Here is a 19,064-nt window from a genome sequence, read left to right as displayed (position 1 = left end):
CCTACCGACACGCCCGCCGGCTGCTCGCGCCCATGTCCTATTTCTGCCGCCCGGGCGAACTCGTCATGCGCAAGCGCCCGCCCTCGCCCAGGACCGCGATGTCGCCGTGCTGGTCGGTTCGGGCCACCGTCGCGCCGAGGGCGTTGAGGTCTGCGAGGACGGCGGGGTTGGGGTGTCCGAATGTGTTCTCGGCGCCGACGCTGACCAGCACGAGCCCGGGGCGCACCGATTCGAGGAATTCTTTTGTGGTGGTGCGGGATCCGTGGTGTGGGAGTTTGAGGATGTCGGCTCGAATAGGGATTCCGGCACGCATCAGCGCGCGTTGTGCGGGGGCTTCGATGTCCCCGGTGAGCAGGATCCGCCCTGCTGGCGTGCGGGCGGAGACGACCACCGAACGGTCGTTGGCGTCCTCGCTTTCGGCACCCCGGATCGGCCGTGAACCGGTCTCGGCAGGCGCCAGCACCTCGAGTTCGACTGCCCCGAAACTCGACATGTGTCCGGCCGACAACTCCAGCAAAGGTATTCCTGCGTGCCTCGCGACGGTCGCTACCTGCGCCAGATCAGTGACAGGGCCACGCGGATCGTCAACGCCGGATCGGTGCCCCACCGCCACGCGCCCGTATGCCGCGGGGCTACAAGGCGTTTGCGTTCGCCATGCCGCGCGATTCGTCGCAGCATCACTGTGGCCGGGGCCGTTTGCAGCCGGTGCGATGGAATTCGCCGGCCAACATCCGGCGGCTGTCCCGGGAGTCGATGGGGCCGGCGCGGTGAGCGGGGGAAGTCCGTCCAGTTCATGAATGCCTACGGCTATCGCGTCGATGGTGCGGTCGTGGAGCGCGCCGGTTAGTCCGCCGATGTGGTCGGCGTGGGGATGGGTGAGGATCAGCAGCGGGATACGGGAGATGCGCAAGCGATCCAGGCAAGTTCGAATCGGCCGTGGGTTGGGTCCTACGTCGATGACGAGGGCGGCGCCGGGACCGACCGCGAGGGCGAGGCCGTCGCCTTGGCCGACGTCGCATGCGGCGATGACCCAGCCCTTCGGCGGCCACCCGGGATGCCAAAGGCGAACCGGGATCAGGACCGCCGCGATGCCGACCACTACCGCGGCGGCGATCCGGCGCATGGTCGGTGCGCGCAACGCCGCGATAGCGACCGTGACCAGTGCGCCCGCGATCAGCCCTCCCACGAGACCGCCCGGCACCGTGACGGACGCTCCCGGGAGCGCCGCCGCGTGTCGGGCGACCGACAGCAACCACCACAGCGGCGGTGCCGCACAGCGCAGGAAGAGGTCGGCCAGCGGCGACCACAGGCAGGACAGCACCGCACCACTCGCCCCGATCACGGTGATCGGCGCGACGACCGGCGCGACGAGCACATTCGCCAGCACCGCTACCAGACTGAGCTTTCCGGTGAGCGCGATCATGATCGGCGTCGTGACCGCGAATGCCCCGGCCGACACCGCGACGATCTCGGCGGGCATCCGCCACCATCCTTTGGCGCGCAGCCAGTCGGCCCAGCTGGGTGCCAACAGGATCAGACCTCCGGTCGCGACCACCGACAGGGCGAAACCGGCGTTGGCGGCAAGTCCGGGCCACAGAGCCAGTAGCCCGATGATCGCCGCACACAACGCGGGCAGCGCCTGTTTTCGACGGCCGGTGAGTACGGCCAGCAGGGTGATCGAGCCCATCGCCCCGGCGCGCAGCACGCTCGGGTCCGGCCGCGCGATGACCACGAACATCAGCAGCGCCGCGGCAGCTACCGCCGCTGCGGCGCGCGGGCCGAGCGTGAGCAGACGCACGGCGAACAACACGACTGAAAGCAAGATCGTGAAGTTCGCGCCGCTGACCACCGTGAGATGTTGCAGACCAGCGAGTTCGAAGTCGTCGCGCACGTGGCCGGGCAGCGCGGAGGTATCGCCGACGACGAGCGCGGGCAACAGACCAGCGGCGTCGGGCGGCAACGCTCGCGCGGCCGACGCCGCGAAATCGGCGCGTACCGAATTCGCGATGCGCTGCCACCAGGGCAGCGGCCCGGCTGTTATCGGCGGCCCCTGCGCGTTCAGCGCCACGATGGTGAGGTCGGATCGACTCGGCAGTTCCACCCGAGCCCGGAACTCGACCGGCCTGCCCGGTGATATCTTCGCCCACTCATGCCCGGAGGCCAGGACCACCACCGCGCCACCGGCGCGTACCGCCGTGCCACCGCGCCCGTACTCCCGCAGAGCCGCCGGGACGACCCACTGCTGATGCTCGCCGAATGCCTTGCCCCGCACCGGTTCAGCGTCGCCCGTCGGCGTGACCACCACGCGCAGCGACTGGCCCGATGCCGCGCGCAACGGATGCGTCGCGACACGATGCTCCCGCCAAGCCGCCGCGGCCGCGAACCCGGCGCCGAGGGCCACTGCGGCCAGCGCCACCAGCGCCACGGCCCGCCAACGTTCACTGCGGTGCGCGACGGCCCACAGCAGCACTCCCCACAGCCCGATCGCCAGCACCGTCAATGCCGCGCTCAGAGCGATCCCGGCCTTCCAGCCCGCCGTCAGCGCCACAATCGTCGCGCCCCAACAGCACAGCGCGGCGGGCAGCAGCCGAGCGTCGAGCACTTGGAACGCACCGGCATCGCCGTCCACTCCGGTTTCCTCGACCCGACCGCGAGCAGCCTGGGCAGTCGTTCCGACCTCCGGCGATCGCGTGCCCCATGCCCCTCTCCGTCGGGCTTCCTCACCCTGCCGACCGGCGTTCATACCGTCACCAGATCACGCAACCGGGCCAAACGAGCCGGGCCGATCCCGTCGACCTCACCGAGTTGCTCGACCGAGCTGAAGCGCCCGTTGGTCGTACGCCAGGCGACGATGGCGCGGGCGGTGACGGGCCCGACACCGGGAAGGGCGTCGAGGTCGGACTCGGATGCAGCGTTGAGGTCGAGCTTGCCCGCCCGAGCCGACGGACGGCCTGGCGTACCCGCGGAGCCGGATGAGGGACGACCACCGCCGCTGATCGTCGAGCTGCCCGGCTGCGGGCCGGGGTTCACCGCGACCGGACCGACCAGCACCTGGTCGCCGTCCGACAGCCGCTGGGCCAGGTTCAGACCGCTGGTGTCGGCGCCTTCGCTCGGCCCGCCCGCGGCGGCGAGGGCGTCGGCGACCCGCGATCCCATGGGAAGCCGGACCAGGCCGGTGCGCTGGACGAGGCCGACGACGCTGACGACCAGTTCGGTTGTCGAACCGTCCGGGCCACCAGGCATCGCACCTGGTGTCGCGACCACACTCGCCGAGGCGGATGGACCGGACGGTCCCACGGCGACCGTCTGCCGCATCACCGGCACCGGTGGCACCGGCTGGCTGATGGGCCGCTCCAGGAACACGATCACCCCCGCGACCACCATCGCGGCAAGCCCGGCCAGCGCGAGCGTGCGCACACCACGACGCCCCGGGTCGAGCCGCATGCCCCGGAATCGTTCCGGGACAAGACGATCCCGCCAACGCGGTCCGGCCGCCGGTTCCGCCAGCCAGCCAGGAGACCGCACGCGGCCGACATCATCGTCTCGGCCGGGAGACGGGTCGGCAGGCAGCCGCTCGAGATCCCACTTCCCCGCCCAGTCCGCTCGATCATCCGACCGAGGCTCACTCGTCCCCGTGGCATCGTCGGATGAGCTCCGATCCCTCGACGATCGCCGTCCGCCTCCCCCCGGCTCGATCGCACTCGCGCCGACCCGGGCGGTCAGGTCGCCGAGTCGCCGTCGCACCCGCTCGCGTTCGTCCTGTCGTGACATGGCGGCGACGCTAGTGCCGCCTCGTGTCGAAAGAACCCGCGCGACCAGCCGATTCAAGGAACCTGTTGATAACCGCCGCGCTGTGCACAACTCGGCAAGAGTCGTCCGTGGTATCCAGCTTGCCGCGCCGTCGCGACCTCTATCGAACGGACGCAACGCGCGCTCGTTTCCGGCGCTCTGCGCCGGTCGAGCGGCGAAACCCGCCCTTCAGCGCAGATCCTTGGCGAAGCAGTTCGACAGCGGCAGAACCTCGTACGGAGAGAAGATCGGGATGCGGTGGCAGCCGCTGCGTTCGTAGCAGCGGACGGCTTCGGGTTGCAGGTGGCCGGTCTGCAGGATCAGCCTGGGCGGCCGGCCGCGCGGGCGGCGTCCTCGGCGGCGGCGAGCAGCAGCGCCGCGGCTCCCGAACACAGCATCAGGCACAACCACCTGGGACGACGAGCACGCCGACGGCGCCGAGCCCGAGATGCACCGCCAGCGCGGGGCCGAATTCGGCGACGATGAGTTCGCGGATGCCCGGAATGCGTTCGCGCAGCTGGCCCGCGATGGTGTACGCGGCATCCTCGGCGCCGAGGTGCTGCACGCCCACCGCCGCGCCGTCGGCACCGGCCGCGCCGACTGCCGCGGCCACGAGTTTCGTGTACGCCTTGGCGCGGGTGCGGACCTTCTCGCGCAGTTCGAGCCGCCCCTCGACGATGTGCAGCAGCGGCTTGGTGACCAACTCGGTCCCGAAGAACGCCGCTGCTGACGACAGCCTGCCGCCGCGGCGCAGCTGCTCGGTGCGATTGACCAGGATGAACGTCCGGGCGCGCGCGGAGGCGGCGACCGCCGCGTCGTAGACGACGTCCAGCGGCGCCCCGGCCCGCGCCCGCCGGGCGGCGGCCAGTGCGGGCAGCCCGGTGGCCAGCCCGGCGCCCAGGGAATCGACCAAGCGGACCCGATCGGCGGCATCCATGTCGCGAACGGCCTGCCGACCTGCCTCCCACGTCCCGGACAACTGCCGCGAAAGGTGTACCGCCACAACGCCGTCGCCGCGGCTGCGTTCCAACGCCTGCTCGTACACCACGCGCAGCTCGCCGGGCGAGGCGGCCGAGGTGGTCACGGTGTCGGCGGCGTAATCGATGTCGACCGGATCCACACCCTCCCTGATCGCCCGGTCACCGATCAGCACGTGCAGTGGGACGACGGCGATATCCAGCTCGTCGAGGTGTTCGGTAGGGAGGCTGGCGGACGAATCGGTGACGACCACGACGGCCACGGACTACCGAACCTCCTGCAGGGTCTTGACCATCGCATTGGCCACGGCCGTATGCCCCGCCCAGCCCCAATGGATGCCGTCCGGGTTCGCCTCGCCGGAGAAGATGTTGTCGCGCACGGCGTCAGCCAAGTCGACCAGCGGCACCGAGGTTCGCTCCGACCAGGCTTGCACCGCCGCGACAGCGCGCGGCCGACCGGAATGCACACGTCCGTAGGCGTCGCAGTTGTGCACCGAGGGCAGCACCGCGACGACCGGCAGATCGGGGCGCAACTGCGCCAGCGCGGTGCGGGACTGTTCCAGGTAGTCGACGCTCACCTTCGGTGGAAGGGCAACGGGACGGCCGAGTTTCGACAGTTTCGGCTGCAACCAGTTGTAGGTGGCGCGGACGATGCGGCGCAGGGCGGGCGGGCGCACGTAGCGGATCAGCTCGCGCAGCGCGGTCGGCAGCGGCGACGGCAGCGTGTCCATGCCGCCGACGGCGAACACCACCGCACCGGCGCGCGGCACCGCGGCCCACACCCTTGGATCGCCGATCAGCGCCCAGTAGGCGTCGCGGCAGGTCCAGCCGATCCGCGCGACCAGCTCGACATCCCAATCCAATTCGGCGGCAACCAGGTTCGGCCAGATTCGCGGATCGTCGGCGGGCAGGCCGCCCTTCGGGCCGAAATAGGCGAGCGAGTCGGCGAGCACCAGCAGCACCGGACGCGCGGTCGCAACCGGCTTGTCGGCCTCGTCGGCCACCGGTTCCGTGAAGGGAGATGTGGAGTCGGCCGCAACGGCGAGCGCGGGGGTTTCTGAGGTCTCGACCGTCACGGGGTCGGCCGATTCGGCTGCCGAACTGGAGGATTCGACCACTGCACCGGTCAGCGCGGGTGAGCCGGCTGGAGCCGGGGAAGTCTCCGCCGCCACGGCGTCGCCCGATTCGGCCGCCACAGCGGTGGATTCGACCACGACGCCGGTCAGCGCGGGTGATCCGGCAGGCACGGGTGCGTCATCGAGGGTGACAGCGACCGGCTCGCCGCCAACCGCGGAGGCTTCGGAGTTGTCCTCGGCCGTTCCGGCCGACGCAAAGCTGTTGTCCTCAGCCGCGCCAGCGGGCCCGTCGCTATCGCCGACCGCGGAATCGACACCACCGGATCGCGCGACGACAGGGTCGACATCGGCACCGGCACGAGCACCCGGCTCCACCCCGGTGGCGGCTTCCGCGGATACCGCCGCCACCGATCGATCGTCCTCCGCGTCCCCTCCGTCAGCTTCCTCGGCGGTCGACTCGGCCGGGCCGCCGGATTCCCCCGCACCTGAGGACGCCTCCTCGGCCTGCGCTTCGGGTTCGCGCGCCACCGACGGCGGGCCACCGAACAACGCGTCCGGCAGCTGCCGCTCGGCCTTCGCCGACACCTTACGGAACAGTTCGTCCGGGACCGATCTGATCGGCTCTTCAGAGGACATCTGGTGCTACCTTCGCCGCTGCGTTCCACACATCCAGGCGCCAGCCGGGCTGTTCGATACTCGGGCCGTGACTGCTCAGCTGCACCCAACTGGTGTTGGCCAATCCTCCTAGGATCGGCCAGTTCCGCGGCGGCAGGTCGAGCAGCGCGGCCGTGAGGGCGGCGATCAGCCCGCCGTGCGCCACCAGGATGATAGTCCGGCCGGGCCAGTCTTGCCGCTCGGCCAGCAACTCTTGAACAACCGGCAGGGATCGCGCGCCGACCTCGAGCTTGCTCTCGCCGTTCGGCGGTGTGTAGCTCGCGTCCAGCCGCCACGCCATTCGGGCACCCGGATAGTCCGCGTCCACCTCCAGGTGGGTGAGTCCCTCCCAGTCGCCGAGGTTGGTCTCCCGCAGCCTGGTATCCGGCACGACGGTGAGGCCGGTGTGGTCGGCCAGGGCGGTCGCGGTGTCGAAGGCCCGGCGCAGATCCGAAGAGTGAACCGCGATGGCATTGCGCGAAACCAGTTCGCGGGCGGCTTCTTTGGCCTGCCTGCGACCGAGTTCGGTGAGATCGGTGTCGATCTGGCCCTGCATCCGGTCGGTGGCGTTCCATTCGGTCTGCCCGTGGCGCAATAGAATCAGAGTGCGCACGCCGGCATGTCTGCTCACGACTCCGCCTCGCCGGCGCTCTGCTCCGTCGTGCGCAGCCGCGCACTGCGCCTTTGCTTCACTCGCTGACGCTCGCTCACGACCGCGCCTCGTCCTCCGTCGCCGCGGCGCGGCCCTGCGGCCCGGCCCCGGTGACGCCTTCGACCGGCACGACTGGGCAGTCCTTCCAGAGGCGTTCCAGCGCATAGAAATTGCGCTCGTCGTTGTGCTGGATGTGCACCACGACGTCGACGTAGTCCAGCAGCGCCCAGCGGCCTTCGCGGGTGCCCTCGCGCCGGACCGGCTTGTGCCCGGCGGCGCGCAGCTTCTCTTCCACGTTGTCGACGATGGCGTTCACCTGACGCTCGTTGGGCGCGGACGCGATCACGAAACAGTCCGTGATCACCAGCTGCTCGGACACGTCCAGCACCACCACATCGGATGCCAGCTTCTCGTCGGCGGCCCGCGCGGCGACCTGGGCGATCTCGACCGACTCCACCGACGCACTCATCTCTGCACCTCGCCGGCGCTCGACCTCATGGCCGCACCTTTGCGCTCGCTCACGCTCAGCTACCTTCCGCTGCTCCGGGCACATACAGGTGCCGCTTCGATATGTACTGCACCACCCCGTCGGGGACGAGGTACCACACCGGCCGGTTCTCGGCGGCGCGGCGACGGCATTCGCTCGATGAGATCGCCAACGCGGGGATTTCGATCATGGTCACCGCATCGGCCGGAAGATCTCGCAGATGGTCCTCGAGATGATCGGTGTTCAGCTCGTACCCCGGACGGCTCACCCCGACGAACTTCGCCAGTTCGAACAGTTCCGCCCAATCCTGCCATGTCAGGATGCTGGCCAGCGCGTCCGCACCGGTGATGAAGTACAGCTGGGCGTCGGGATACTGCGCTTGCATCTCGCGCAGTGTGTCGACGGTGTAGGTGACCTTGCCGCGGTCGATGTCCGCGCGGCTGACCGAAAACCGCGGATTGGACGCGGTGGCGATCACGGTCATCAGGTACCGGTCCTCGGCCGGGCTGACCCGCTTGTGTGACTTCTGCCACGGGTGCCCGGTCGGGACAAAGATCACTTCGTCCAGCTCGAAGCGATGGGCGACCTCGCTGGCGGCGACCAGATGCCCGTGGTGGATGGGGTCGAACGTGCCGCCCATCACCCCGAGCTTGCGGCCGCGCCGACCTGTCTCGTGCATGACTGCCGAGCTTAACGGGTCGCCTCGGGCCGGTCAGCAGGGCGGACGCCGACTGGGGACGCCCGCCCGCACAACGGCCCGCAAGGATTCGACGCTAACCGCTGGACTCCGGGACGCCGCCCAACTTCAGCATGCGAGCCAGGTGAGCGCGGGTACGCGCGAGTTCATCGGCCGCCTCCGCAGACTGCTCGGCCGGCCCGGCCAGCTCGGCGATCAGGGCCCGCATGGACGGGACCCAAGGTCCGGGACCGGCGCCGCCGGACACCTGGAGCCAGGCCGCCGACCGCAGACAGCGCGCCCGCGCCGCCACCGCACCCAGCCGTGCCCACGATTCGGCAGCGCGGTGGTAGGCCGCCACGGCCTCCTCGTCCCGCCCACAGTGCTCCAGCGCGGTGGCGGCCGACCACGCGAGCTGCGCATGCAGCGTCGACCGCTCCGGATCGTGCTCGACCAGGCGGGCCGCGTCGAGGAAGTGGTGCGCGGCCTCACGGTGCCGGTTCAGCGCGGTCAGTGATCGGCCGAACTGCTTGCGCACTACGGCCAGTTCGGCTGCCGGATAAGGTATCTCGGCGCCGGCTAGCGCCTGTTCGAACAGGGCGACCGCCTCGCCATGGCGTTCGGCGCGGTGGAACGCGCGGGCGGCGACCACGGTGTGGTGCAGCACGTCCGGTTCGGACAGCCCTTCCCAGCGAGCGGCAGCACGCACCGCGGCGTCGGCGAGGTCGAGCGCGCGATCCGGTTGGCTCGCGATGGCGATGACCAGCTGCGCACCCAGCCGGGCGGCCTCCTCTCGCGGCAACACCGGCGTGCCGAGTGCCAGGGCCTCCCGCAGGTGGGCCTCCGCCTCCTCGGGTGCGTCGCCGAGCCGGGCGGCGCCGAGTTCGGAGAGCCGCCGTACCTCGGCGGTCAGATCGCCGGAGAGCTCCGCGGTAGCCGCGGACGTGGCGCTCGCCGACCGGGGCAACCGGCTGCGCAGTCCGAGCGGCAGCCCGTCCAGCAGGGGTCGGGCGGCGAGCCGGGCGGCCGTGCGCAGGCTGGCCGCGCTATTGCCGTTGCGGGTGTCGTAGCGGGCGCACAGCGCACCGATCTCGACTTCGAGATCCGCGCGGACCGACTCCACGGTCCCGGACGCGAGCGGGAGATCGCCCAGCCGCAGTGCGACCAGCCTGCGCAGCAGCACGCACACGCCGGTCGCGAACGCCAGCCGGGCGGCGGCGTCGGCACCCGGGTCGGTGAGCCAGCTCGCGTGTTCGGCCAGGATCTCCAGCCCGCGCGCCTCGTTTCCGGTCAGGGCGCAGAACTCGGCGTGCAGCGCCACCGATGCTCGGAGGTCCGCGGCGTGCCGGACCAAGGGATAACCGGTCAGATGCGCGCTGCGTGCGGCGGCGACGCGACCGGTGCGCACCAGCGGAAGCAATGCCTCGGCCAGCACCCGGTGCGGTTCTTCGGCGCAGGTCCGGTCGCCGTCGATTACGGGCTGCCAGTGCGCGAGGCCTGCCTCATCGTCGCCGAGTGCCACGCTGGCCGTGCCCCATTCGTTGCGCTCGCAGGCGTCGCAGTCGGACATGCTGTCGCGCGGGGCCGCCATCGCCGCTTCCAGCCACTCGGTGGCGGCCGCGCTGTCCCCGGTCTTGCGTGCGAGTTCGGCGCGCAACGCCAGCACCGGGCGCAGGCTGTATCCGCGCTGACGAAAGCGGTTGTCGAGCTCGTCGAACCAACGGTGAACCGTGGGCAGCGGAATCGATGGACTGTCGATCATCCCCCAGGTCATCCACTTCAGATGCCAGTGCACCGAATGGGTCATCGGTCCCAGCTCGAGGGGGTGATCGTCGTAGATGCGCAGCAGCCTGCCGTAGGCGACCGGCACCAGATCGCGTTCGCCCGCCAAGGTGTACGACTTGGCCAGTTCCAGCAGCACACGGCCTTCGAGCGCGCGGTCCGGTCCCTCTTTCGCCGCCGCGGCCAGCGTTTCGAGTCGCTCGTTCCGCATGCGGCCGTGCGGTAGCGCGGCGACCTGCGCCAACTCCGTGGTGATCGTGGCGGTGTCCATGCTCACTCGGCCCCTTCGCCGCGGTGCGTAGCCCAGCTGAGGAATTCGCCGAAGGCGCGGTTGAGCAGTGCCGTGTCGGCCACGCTGAGCGGGCGATGGGTCATCAGGAGGGCTTGGCCGTACAGCGATTCCACCGCCGTCTTCAGCAATCCCGGGTCGTCGATGAGGGTCAGTCTGCGCACGATCGGGCTGTGGTAGTTCAGGACGAGCTGAGCACGTGGCGCGGCGACCGCTAGAGCGCCGAGGATCTCGGTCCACAATTCGTCCGCGCCTTCGGCGGTCTGTACCCTGGCTCGCTCCGTGCGGGCCGCGCGTCCCTCGAGATAGAGCGCGGGCACCGATACCGGATGGAAGGCCCGGACGATCACGTCGCACGACAGTGGGTCGAGCACGGTGCGCGCCTGGGTGAGCACCGGGACGAGCGCCAGCTCTTCGGCCGGGTCCACCGGATCGAGCGCCGCGGTGATCGCCTCGGCGTCGAGCTCGACCACCTCGACGCCGCGCACCAGCCGCGGCAGCAGCGCGACCAGCTCGCGGTCGTAGGCGTAGCCGCCGTTGACGACGCCGATACCTTGCGCGGCGGCGGTCGAGGCCACCTGACGGAACTCCTCGACCGTCGAGGTCACCCGCACCGTGCGATGGTTGCGGGCGAACTCGGTCAGCGGCACGCGTCCGTCGGTGGTCTCGAAAGTCAAGTGCGGCAGCATGATACGGAGCAGATCGACCGAATGCCTGGCCATCGCCTTCACCCCGAGTGCGTGCACCGACAGGAACGCGGCCAGCCGCCGCGGCTGCTCGACGGCGATCTCGGTGAGCCAGTCCCGGATCTGATCGCCGAGCACCTCCCGGACGACGGCCAGCCGGTCGTCCTCGTAGAGCGCTTCCCGCGACGCGGTGGGCCGCAGCGTGTCGGTGTCGATCACACAGCGCACGAAGAACGCCCAGTCCGGCAGCACGCCGCGCACCGCGTCGCCCAGCAGCATCCCCTTCAGGTACACCCGGTGCGCACTGCTCTCGGTCGGGTTCCCCGGCTGGGAGAGCACATAGGCCACACCGCGCACCCCGGCCGGACCGGCATCGAGTTCGATCGCGTCGAGCGGCGGGAAACCCAGCGTCCGGTGACCGTACTCGAGCAAGGCGGCTCTTCGGTCCTCCGCGGTCGGATACGTGCGCCGCCATACCGGAACGCCGTCGGTGACCGACTCCACGACACCCTCGGATTCCACGGTCACCTCGTAGGGCAGCAGCGACCCGAATTCGCGCGCCAGATCGATCACCCGCCGCGGCTGGAACCATGCTCGAGCCCCGCCGCGCGGGGTGAGCCACACCGTGGTGCCCGGCTCCGGATACTCAGCGGGATCGAGTGTGCGCACCGCGTACGTGCCGTCGGCGGCGGCCAGCCACTCGACCGGCGGGGCCGTGGTGTCGGTGGCGGATCGGGTGACCACTCGGATCGTCTCGGCGACCGTGAAGCAGGCAAGCAGCCCGATGCCGAACTGGCCGAGGAACTCTCGCCGTGCGCCTTCGATGTCGTCACGCTTGGACGAGCGGCCGATGGTGGCCAGGAACCGGTGCACGTCGGACTCGGTCAGACCGACGCCGGGATCGCTGATACGCAGGCCGGACTCATCCACTACGAGCCGAATAATTGTAGACGCCAATAGATCTCGGTCGGTCCGGGCGGTAACGGCGTCGACGGCGTTCTGCAACAGCTCACGCAGATAGACCCGCGGACCGGAGTAGAGGTGATGGGAGAGCAGATCGACGATCCCACGCAGATCGACCTGGAACGAATAACTGTTGTGTACCGCCGCCGGACCTCCGGGCGTTCTGTTCACCATGGGTGCCGATCTTGTCGGCGTCCGCCAAAGGTTCGCTTAACGAATGCTTTTCGGTCATCGCGCGGTATGTCGGCGCCGCGCGATCGCCTCGGACGACAGGTCGACCAGGTCGCACATCTCTCGGCCAAGACCCGCGGATATGGTTCCTGCTGGAAGCGTTGAACATTCAAACCACAGCACACGAAGGCGAACCCGGCGAATCGCCGGTGTTGCCGACGCGAGCGGCCACAGCCGACTTCCGTTGTTAGGGTCTGCAACTGCAGGCGGCAAGGCGTCTGCCCGGGGCGACCGACGTCCACGGGACACTTCGATCACCCGGACGTATGACCAATCCAAGCTGTGCATACTTCGATTCGAAGGAGGACATCGTGCGATTCGTCAAAGCAGGTGCCATCGCCGTGGCACTGGCCTGTTCGACCATCGCAGGCGCTGGCGCGGCGCAGGCCGACCAGACCGTCGTCGTGAACGTGGAACTGCTGAGCTGCGCCCTCGAGGCCGGAGTGGACTTGGGGGCGAATGTCGGCCTCGGCCTCATCACCGTCTCCGAAGAGGTGTACGCCGAACTCCACGCCGCCGGCTGCCTCCACTGACTCTATAGCGGGTCCGACTGGCCCGTCGCAAGCCTGCGACGGGCCGGACGGCCTTTCCCGCTGCTGTTGGCTCAGACGGTGGGGCGCTTGGACTTCGGTAGTTTGCGCACGATCGCTTCGTAGGACAGGTCGACCAGTTCGTACGGTTCGTCTTCCGGGATCGTGCCCGCGAGCCGGATGGTGTTCCAGCCGTACCGGCCGATGTAGGCCGACGCCGCCACGTCGTCCGGATACACCCGGACGAGTTCGTCGGCCTCCTCGCGGGTACGTCCGCATTTCAGGCCGACCGACGTATCTCCGAGCAATGCGAATATCTTGTCGCCGACCTTGGCGACGACATCACCCTCCCAGGGCTCGTCCTGCCAGGAACCCGGCTTGGCCAGGCAGTACGTCAGCAGTGTGCCGTCATCCATGCACGGTCTCCTACACCGGCAGCAGCCGGGACACGACCGCGGTGAGCTGCTTGGCCGAGCGGCATTCGTGCATCTCGATCACCTCGCGGTACTTGTCCGCGGCGGAATCACCGGTGCCCCACTGATCGCGTCGTTCCGGATTGAGCCAGTGTGCGTGCTTGGCGACCGAGACGAGCGACCGCAGTGTGGCCAGTTCCGGGTCACGGTAGTTCGTGCGGGCATCGCCGAGGATGAGCAGCGAACTGCGACTGGTGACGGCGTCCGGGTAATCCCTGGCGAACCCGGCCAGCGCCTGGCCGTAGTCGGAGTGCCCGTCGAAGCCTGCCACGTTCGCCTCGCTGAAGATCCTGGTCATCGCCCGATCCAGGTGAGTGCGCGGATCGAAGAACCGGGTCACCTCGTCGACCTGGTCGACGAACGCGAAGATCCGCACCCGGGAGAACTGTTCGCGCAACGCGCTCACCAGCAGCAGGGTGAAGTTGCTGAAACCGGCCACCGAGCCGGAGACATCACACAGCAGCACCAGTTCCGGGCGGCCGGGCCGCGGCTTGCGGTTCACCAGATCGATCGGCACGCCGCCGGTCGACATGGATTTGCGCAGGGTGCGGCGCAGATCGATCTCGCCGCGGCGGGCGTGCCTGCGCCGGGCCGCGAGACGCGAGGCCAGGATGCGGGCCAGACGCTGGGTGCTGCGTTTGAGTTCGGCGAGTTCGGCCTCGGAGGCCCGAAGGAAATCGACCTCCTCCGCTTGGCGGGCAACACCGTAGCCGGCCACCCGCTCGCGGCCGATCCGTTCGGCGACGCGGCGCCTGGTCTCGGCCTCGACCCTCGCGCGGAAGTCGGCGATGCGCTGCCGCCCGACACGGCGGGCGATCTCCATATCGAAATCACTGGTGTCGGGTCCGGCCCCCAGTCCGGCGAGAATCTTGGCCAGCAAGGTCTGTGGCTGTACCTCTTTCAGCGCTTTGTACGCCGAAAACGACGAGTGGCTGGCGGCCTGGTACTGACCGAGCTGCTCGACCAGCTGTGCGGCCAGCGCCTCCAGTTGCGCGGTCGCTTCCTGGGTGAGCAGTTCGGCGAGCAGCTCACGCAACGCCGGGATGTCCACTTCGCCGGACCGTGTGTGCGGGATCTCGACCTCGTCCGCCGCCGCGGTGCGTTCGCCCAGCGCGGCCGGGAACCACAGGTCGAACAGCCCGTCGAAGGTCGCACGGTGCGTCGTGCGCCGCAACAGCGCACACGCCAGGCCCTCGCGGAGGACCTCGCGGTCCATCAAGTCGAGAACGGTCACCACGCGGCCCGCGTCCACCGTCTCGGAGGGGCCGACCGGAATCCCGCGCGCCCGCAGCGCCTTCACGAATCCGACCAGATGCCCGGGCAGTCCGTGCGGCGCGCTCAGCGACGCGACCTCCGCAGGGACCGATCCCGCCGCCATGGCTCAGGCCAGCTTCAGTTCGGCCAGCGCACGCTGGTGATCGCTCTGGTGCTTCAGCACGACACCGAGGGTGGCGCGGACGGTCGTGTCGTCCAGATCGCGCAGGCCGAGCGCGAGCAGCGTGCGGCCCCAATCGATCGACTCGGCGACCGAGGGCAGCTTCTTCAACTGCATACCGCGCAGCACATGCACGATCCGCACCAGCTGTGCGGCGACCGCGGCGGACAGCTCGGGCACCCGGCTGGCCAGGATGCGCCGCTCCAGTTCCTCGTCCGGGAAGTCCAGGTGCAGGTAGAGGCAACGGCGCTTGAGCGCTTCGGACAGGTCGCGGGTGGCGTTCGAGGTGAGCACGACGAACGGCTTGCGGCTGGCAGTGATGGTGCCCAGTTCCGGCACCGTTACCGCGAAGTCGCTGAGCACCTCGAGCAGGAGGCCCTCGATCTCGATGTCGGCCTTGTCGGTCTCATCGATCAGCAGCACCGTGGGATCGGTGCGCCGGATCGCGGTGAGCAGCGGCCGCGACAGCAGGAATTCCTCGGTGAAGACGTCGGCCTTCGTCTCCTGCCAGTCGTTCTCGCTGGAGGCCTGAATGCGCAGGATCTGCTTGGCGTGGTTCCACTCGTACAGCGCGCGGGCCTCGTCGACGCCCTCATAGCACTGCAACCGGACCAGCTCGGCGCCGGAGGTCTGCGCGACCGCGCGCGCCAGCTCGGTCTTGCCGACGCCCGCCGGTCCCTCGATCAGCAGCGGCTTGCCCAGCCGGTCGGCGAGGAACACCGACGTGGCGGTGGCCTTGTCCGCCAGGTACCCCGTGCTCGCCAAACGCTCGATCACATCGTCCACCGATGCGAAGACCGGTTCCTGAACCGTACTGTCCGACACCACCCCGTACCTTTCTTCCGAGCCCATCCTCACGGTACGGCAGTGCCACTGTGGCGGCGCCCGCGGCCGGTGCGAGTCAGACGGGACGGATCTGACCTTCGCCCCAGACGATCCACTTCGTCGAGGTCAGTTCCGGCAGCGCCATCGGGCCGCGGGCGTGCAGCTTCTGGGTCGAGATGCCGATCTCGGCGCCGAAGCCGAACTGCTCGCCATCGGTGAACGCGGTGGAGGCGTTCACCATGACGGCGGCGGCGTCGACGCGGCTGGTGAACTCGCGCGCGGCGGACACGTCGCTGGTGACGATGGCCTCGGTGTGGCCGGTGCCCCAGGTGTTGATGTGGTCCACCGCCGCGTCCAGGTCGTCGACGACCTTGAGCGCGATGTCCAGGGTGAGGTATTCCTCGCCCCAGTCGGCGTCGGTCGCCGGCACCTGACCGGGCAGGTCGCCGTGGATGGTGACGTTGTGCCGCTGCAGAGCCTCGGTGAGCTTGGGCAGCGCGGTGTCGGCGATCGCCGCGTCGATCAGGACGGTCTCGGCGGCGTTGCACACGCTGGGACGGCGGGTCTTGGCGTTGATCAGGATCTGCTCGGCCATGTCCAGATCGGCGGCGGCGTGCACGTAGACATGGCAGTTGCCGGTGCCGGTCTCGATGGTGGGCACCTGTGCGTCGCGGACGACCGCGTTGATCAGCCCGGCGCCGCCGCGCGGAATGACGACGTCGACCAGGCCGCGGGCCTGGATCAGATGGGTGACGCTGGAGCGGTCCTCGCTCGGCAGCAATTGCACGGCGTCGGCCGGGATGTCCTGCGCCACCAGCGCTTCGCGCAGCACGGCGACCAGCGCGGCGTTGGAGCGGGCGGCCGAGGACGAGCCGCGAAGCAGGGCGGCGTTGCCGGACTTGAGTGCGAGCCCGAACGCGTCGACCGTGACGTTCGGCCTGGCCTCGTACACCATGCCGACCACGCCGAGCGGCACGCGTACCTGCTTGATCTCCAGGCCGTTCGGCAGAGTGGAACCGCGGACGACCACGCCGACCGGATCGGCCAGCCCGGCCACCTGGCGCAGTCCGGAGGCGATGCCGTCGATCCTGGCCTTGGTCAACCGCAACCGGTCGAGCAGCGACTCCTCGGTGCCCGTGGCCTGTGCGGCGGCGATGTCCTCGGCGTTGGCGGCGAGCACCCGGTCGGCGGCGGCCAGCAGTGCGTCGGCGGCGGCGTGCAGCGCATCGTTCTTCCGCGCGGTCGTCAGCCGCGCCAGCGTCCGCGACGCGACCCGGGCCTTGCGCGCGGCCTCGTGCACCACCTCACGGACATCCGGCTGGGTCGTCGTTCCTACCGTCATGGGTACAGCCTACGCACCGGCGGCACTGCCGATTCCACCTGCTGGGCCACGGCGGCATCCGGTCGGCAACGATGGCCGCGAGAAGTCCGCGTTGCGCGGCGGAGTGGGGCGAAAATGCGGTCGGTCGGACACTCGGCTACGTGCACGGCGCGGGTTCGGCGACTACCGTCCGGCGATATGACGGCCGAATCGGACGCTCCGGCGATCGTGGTGCTCGGCAGCATCAACATGGATCTGGTGACCACCACCGCGTGGCGGCCCGTTCCCGGGGAGACGGTGCTGGGCACGAGCTTCGCCATGGTGCCGGGGGAAAGGCGCCCATCAGGTGGAGATTCCTATCGACACGGTGGCCGCCGCCGCGCGCCACGCCCACGCGCACGCCACAACCGTGCTGCTGAACCGCTCGCCGGTCCGCCGCCTGCCCGCCGAGCTGTGGGCCGATGTGGATGTGGCCGTGGTGAATTCGGGTGAAGCCGAGCAGCTACGCGACGACCTCGAGCCGGTTGCGCATGTGGTGGTGACCCGTGGGGCGGCAGGCGCGGACTACCACGGTCCGGGCAATACGCGGCTGTCGTGCCCCAGCCCGCGAGTGGACGTCCTCGACACCACCGGGGCTGGCGACGCGTTCACCGGCGCGCTGGCCGCCGCCTGGCACCGCGGCCCGGAATGGGCGTTGACCTGGGCCTGCGCCGCCGGTGCGCTGGCGACGACCACGCTGGGCGCAAGCAGCTCGCTCCCGACCCGGGAAGAGATCACCGCCGCACCGGCCGCCGAATAAGGACGCGCGCGCCTCGGCTCCCGGTGCCCCCGAACCGATATCGTGGGACGCATGGCCACGCCGGATCGCATCCCCGCCGACGGCGACACCGCGCTGATCGACCAACTGGACGCGTCCATGATCGCACTGAGCTTCGTCGACAACGCGGGCATCACGCGGGTGAAAGCGGTGCCCAAACAGCGGCTCGAGCTCGCATCCTGGTATGGGGTCGGCGTGTCCCCGTGCTTCGAGACCTTCGCCTTCGATGACCTGATGACGGTCGGGCGCTATCTCGGCGGTCCCGACGGGGATCTGCGGCTCGTCCCGGATCTGTCCAAGCTGACCGAACTGGCCTGCCAGCCCGGATGGGCGTGGGCGCCCACCGACAAGTACACCCAGGACGGCGCGCGCTTCGTCGCCTGCCAGCGCCACTTCGCGTCCCGCCAGGCGGAGGAGGCCCGCGCGGCGGGCCTGGGGTTGTCCATGGCCTTCGAGACCGAATGGTCCGTGGGCCGGGCCGACGACACCGGCGGCTTCACACCCGCCGTGCACGGCCCCGCCTACGGCATCGTGCGGCTCGGGCAGGTCGCCGAGTACGCCGCCGACCTGGTCGCGGCGCTGGACCAGCAGGGTGTCGCGGTGGCCCAGTTCCATCCGGAATACGCGCTGGGGCAACTGGAATTGTCGGTGGAGCCGTCCGAGCCGGTCACCGCCGCGGACGAGACCGTCCTGGTCCGGCACACGATCCGTCAGGTGAGCGCGCGGCACGGCTGGCGCGCGCTGCTGGCCCCCTGCATCGAACCGGGCGGCGCCGGTTCCGGAGCACACCTGCATCTGTCCGTGCACGACGACGAGGGGCCCCTGCTCGCGGGCGGTGACGGTCCGCACGGTATGCGGCGCACCGGCGAGGCGTTCTTGGCGGGCGTGCTGCGTGAACTACCCGCGCTGGTCGCGGTCGGCGCGGGCAATCCGGCGAGCTTCCTGCGGCTGGAGCCCTCGCGCTGGGCCGGGGTGTGGCAGTGCTGGGGTCGCGAGACCAGAGAGGCGGCGCTGCGCTTCATCACCGGGGTGCGCGGCACCGAGGGCTGGGCGGCCAATGCCGAGGTCAAGTGCTTCGACGCGACCGGCAATCCGTACCTGATCGTCGGCTCGGTGATCGCGGCCGGGCTCGCCGGCATCGCCGAAGAGTTGCGCTTGCCTGCCGAAATCACCGGGGACCCGGTTTCTTTCGATGCCGAAGCCCGCAGGATGTCCGACGTGCGCCGGCTGCCGACCACACCGGCCGAAGCCGCCGAGCACCTCGCCGCATCCCGGGTACTCGCCACCGCGATGGGCGCCGAACTGCACGACGCGCTGCTCACCGTGCGCCGCGCGGAAGCCGAGCGCTACGCCGACGCGAGCGCCGAAGAACTCGTCGCCCTCACGCGTTGGCGGTTCTGA

Annotated in this window: 15 protein-coding genes and 1 pseudogene; 3 read left to right on the top strand and 13 right to left on the bottom strand. The window is 69.9% G+C overall.

What is annotated here, in order from left to right; translation table 11 throughout:
• Positions 1-37: 37 nt before the first annotated feature.
• The 9 genes from AB0M45_RS14220 to AB0M45_RS14180 all read right to left on the bottom strand — a co-directional run bounded on the left by AB0M45_RS14220 (position 38) and on the right by AB0M45_RS14180 (position 12,205).
• Positions 38-2,629 (bottom strand): ComEC/Rec2 family competence protein, encoded by a 2,592-nt coding sequence (locus AB0M45_RS14220; protein WP_364327647.1) that lies wholly within the window; start codon positions 2,627-2,629, stop codon positions 38-40.
• Between the two features lie 110 nt (positions 2,630-2,739).
• Entirely contained in the window at positions 2,740-3,444 is a 705-nt protein-coding gene (locus AB0M45_RS14215) for a helix-hairpin-helix domain-containing protein (RefSeq protein ID WP_364327643.1), read from the bottom strand.
• Positions 3,445-4,186: 742 nt separating this feature from the next.
• Complete coding sequence (locus AB0M45_RS14210) at positions 4,187-5,029, bottom strand: DegV family protein (protein WP_364327640.1); 843 nt, start codon at positions 5,027-5,029, stop codon at positions 4,187-4,189.
• Positions 5,030-5,032: 3 nt separating this feature from the next.
• Positions 5,033-5,770: a diglucosylglycerate octanoyltransferase gene (gene octT / locus AB0M45_RS14205; protein ID WP_364327982.1), complete on the bottom strand. Its 738-nt coding sequence runs from the start codon at positions 5,768-5,770 to the stop codon at positions 5,033-5,035.
• 697 nt (positions 5,771-6,467) lie between these two features.
• Entirely contained in the window at positions 6,468-7,127 is a 660-nt protein-coding gene (locus tag AB0M45_RS14200; RefSeq protein WP_364327637.1) for a histidine phosphatase family protein, read from the bottom strand.
• Positions 7,128-7,203: 76 nt separating this feature from the next.
• Positions 7,204-7,617, bottom strand: coding sequence for a ribosome silencing factor (gene rsfS, locus AB0M45_RS14195; protein ID WP_364327634.1), 414 nt, complete (start codon positions 7,615-7,617; stop codon positions 7,204-7,206).
• A gap of 55 nt (positions 7,618-7,672) precedes the next feature.
• Positions 7,673-8,314: a nicotinate-nucleotide adenylyltransferase gene (nadD, locus tag AB0M45_RS14190; RefSeq protein ID WP_364327631.1), complete on the bottom strand. Its 642-nt coding sequence runs from the start codon at positions 8,312-8,314 to the stop codon at positions 7,673-7,675.
• Between the two features lie 94 nt (positions 8,315-8,408).
• Entirely contained in the window at positions 8,409-10,364 is a 1,956-nt protein-coding gene (locus AB0M45_RS14185) for a hypothetical protein (RefSeq protein WP_364327979.1), read from the bottom strand.
• Positions 10,365-10,366: 2 nt separating this feature from the next.
• On the bottom strand, positions 10,367-12,205 hold the full coding sequence (locus tag AB0M45_RS14180; protein ID WP_364327628.1) for an HSP90 family protein: 1,839 nt from the start codon (positions 12,203-12,205) through the stop codon (positions 10,367-10,369).
• A 368-nt stretch (positions 12,206-12,573) separates the two neighbouring features.
• Here AB0M45_RS14180 and AB0M45_RS14175 point away from each other — a divergent pair, with 368 nt between their 5' ends.
• A complete protein-coding gene (locus AB0M45_RS14175) occupies positions 12,574-12,795 on the top strand; it encodes a hypothetical protein (protein WP_364327625.1) in 222 nt (73 codons plus the stop codon).
• 71 nt (positions 12,796-12,866) lie between these two features.
• Here AB0M45_RS14175 and AB0M45_RS14170 read toward each other — a convergent pair whose 3' ends face one another.
• The 4 genes from AB0M45_RS14170 to AB0M45_RS14155 are packed head-to-tail and all read right to left on the bottom strand — an operon-like array spanning position 12,867 to position 16,867.
• Complete coding sequence (locus tag AB0M45_RS14170; protein WP_364327622.1) at positions 12,867-13,208, bottom strand: MmcQ/YjbR family DNA-binding protein; 342 nt, start codon at positions 13,206-13,208, stop codon at positions 12,867-12,869.
• Positions 13,209-13,218: 10 nt separating this feature from the next.
• Complete coding sequence (locus tag AB0M45_RS14165; RefSeq protein WP_364327619.1) at positions 13,219-14,643, bottom strand: VWA domain-containing protein; 1,425 nt, start codon at positions 14,641-14,643, stop codon at positions 13,219-13,221.
• Between the two features lie 3 nt (positions 14,644-14,646).
• Positions 14,647-15,552 (bottom strand): MoxR family ATPase, encoded by a 906-nt coding sequence (locus AB0M45_RS14160; RefSeq protein ID WP_364327616.1) that lies wholly within the window; start codon positions 15,550-15,552, stop codon positions 14,647-14,649.
• Between the two features lie 49 nt (positions 15,553-15,601).
• Positions 15,602-16,867, bottom strand: a complete 1,266-nt coding sequence (locus AB0M45_RS14155) for a glutamate-5-semialdehyde dehydrogenase (RefSeq protein WP_364327613.1) — start codon at positions 16,865-16,867, stop codon at positions 15,602-15,604.
• Between the two features lie 177 nt (positions 16,868-17,044).
• Here AB0M45_RS14155 and AB0M45_RS14150 point away from each other — a divergent pair.
• Positions 17,045-17,645: pseudogene (locus tag AB0M45_RS14150) on the top strand (PfkB family carbohydrate kinase).
• Between the two features lie 51 nt (positions 17,646-17,696).
• Positions 17,697-19,064, top strand: coding sequence for a glutamine synthetase family protein (locus AB0M45_RS14145; RefSeq protein ID WP_364327610.1), 1,368 nt, complete (start codon positions 17,697-17,699; stop codon positions 19,062-19,064).

Origin of the sequence: Nocardia sp. NPDC051787 (genome assembly GCF_040681325.1) — a bacterium.
In the GTDB taxonomy this organism is placed as follows: Bacteria; Actinomycetota; Actinomycetes; order Mycobacteriales; family Mycobacteriaceae; genus Nocardia.
This window is presented reverse-complemented; position numbering and strand designations above follow the sequence as displayed.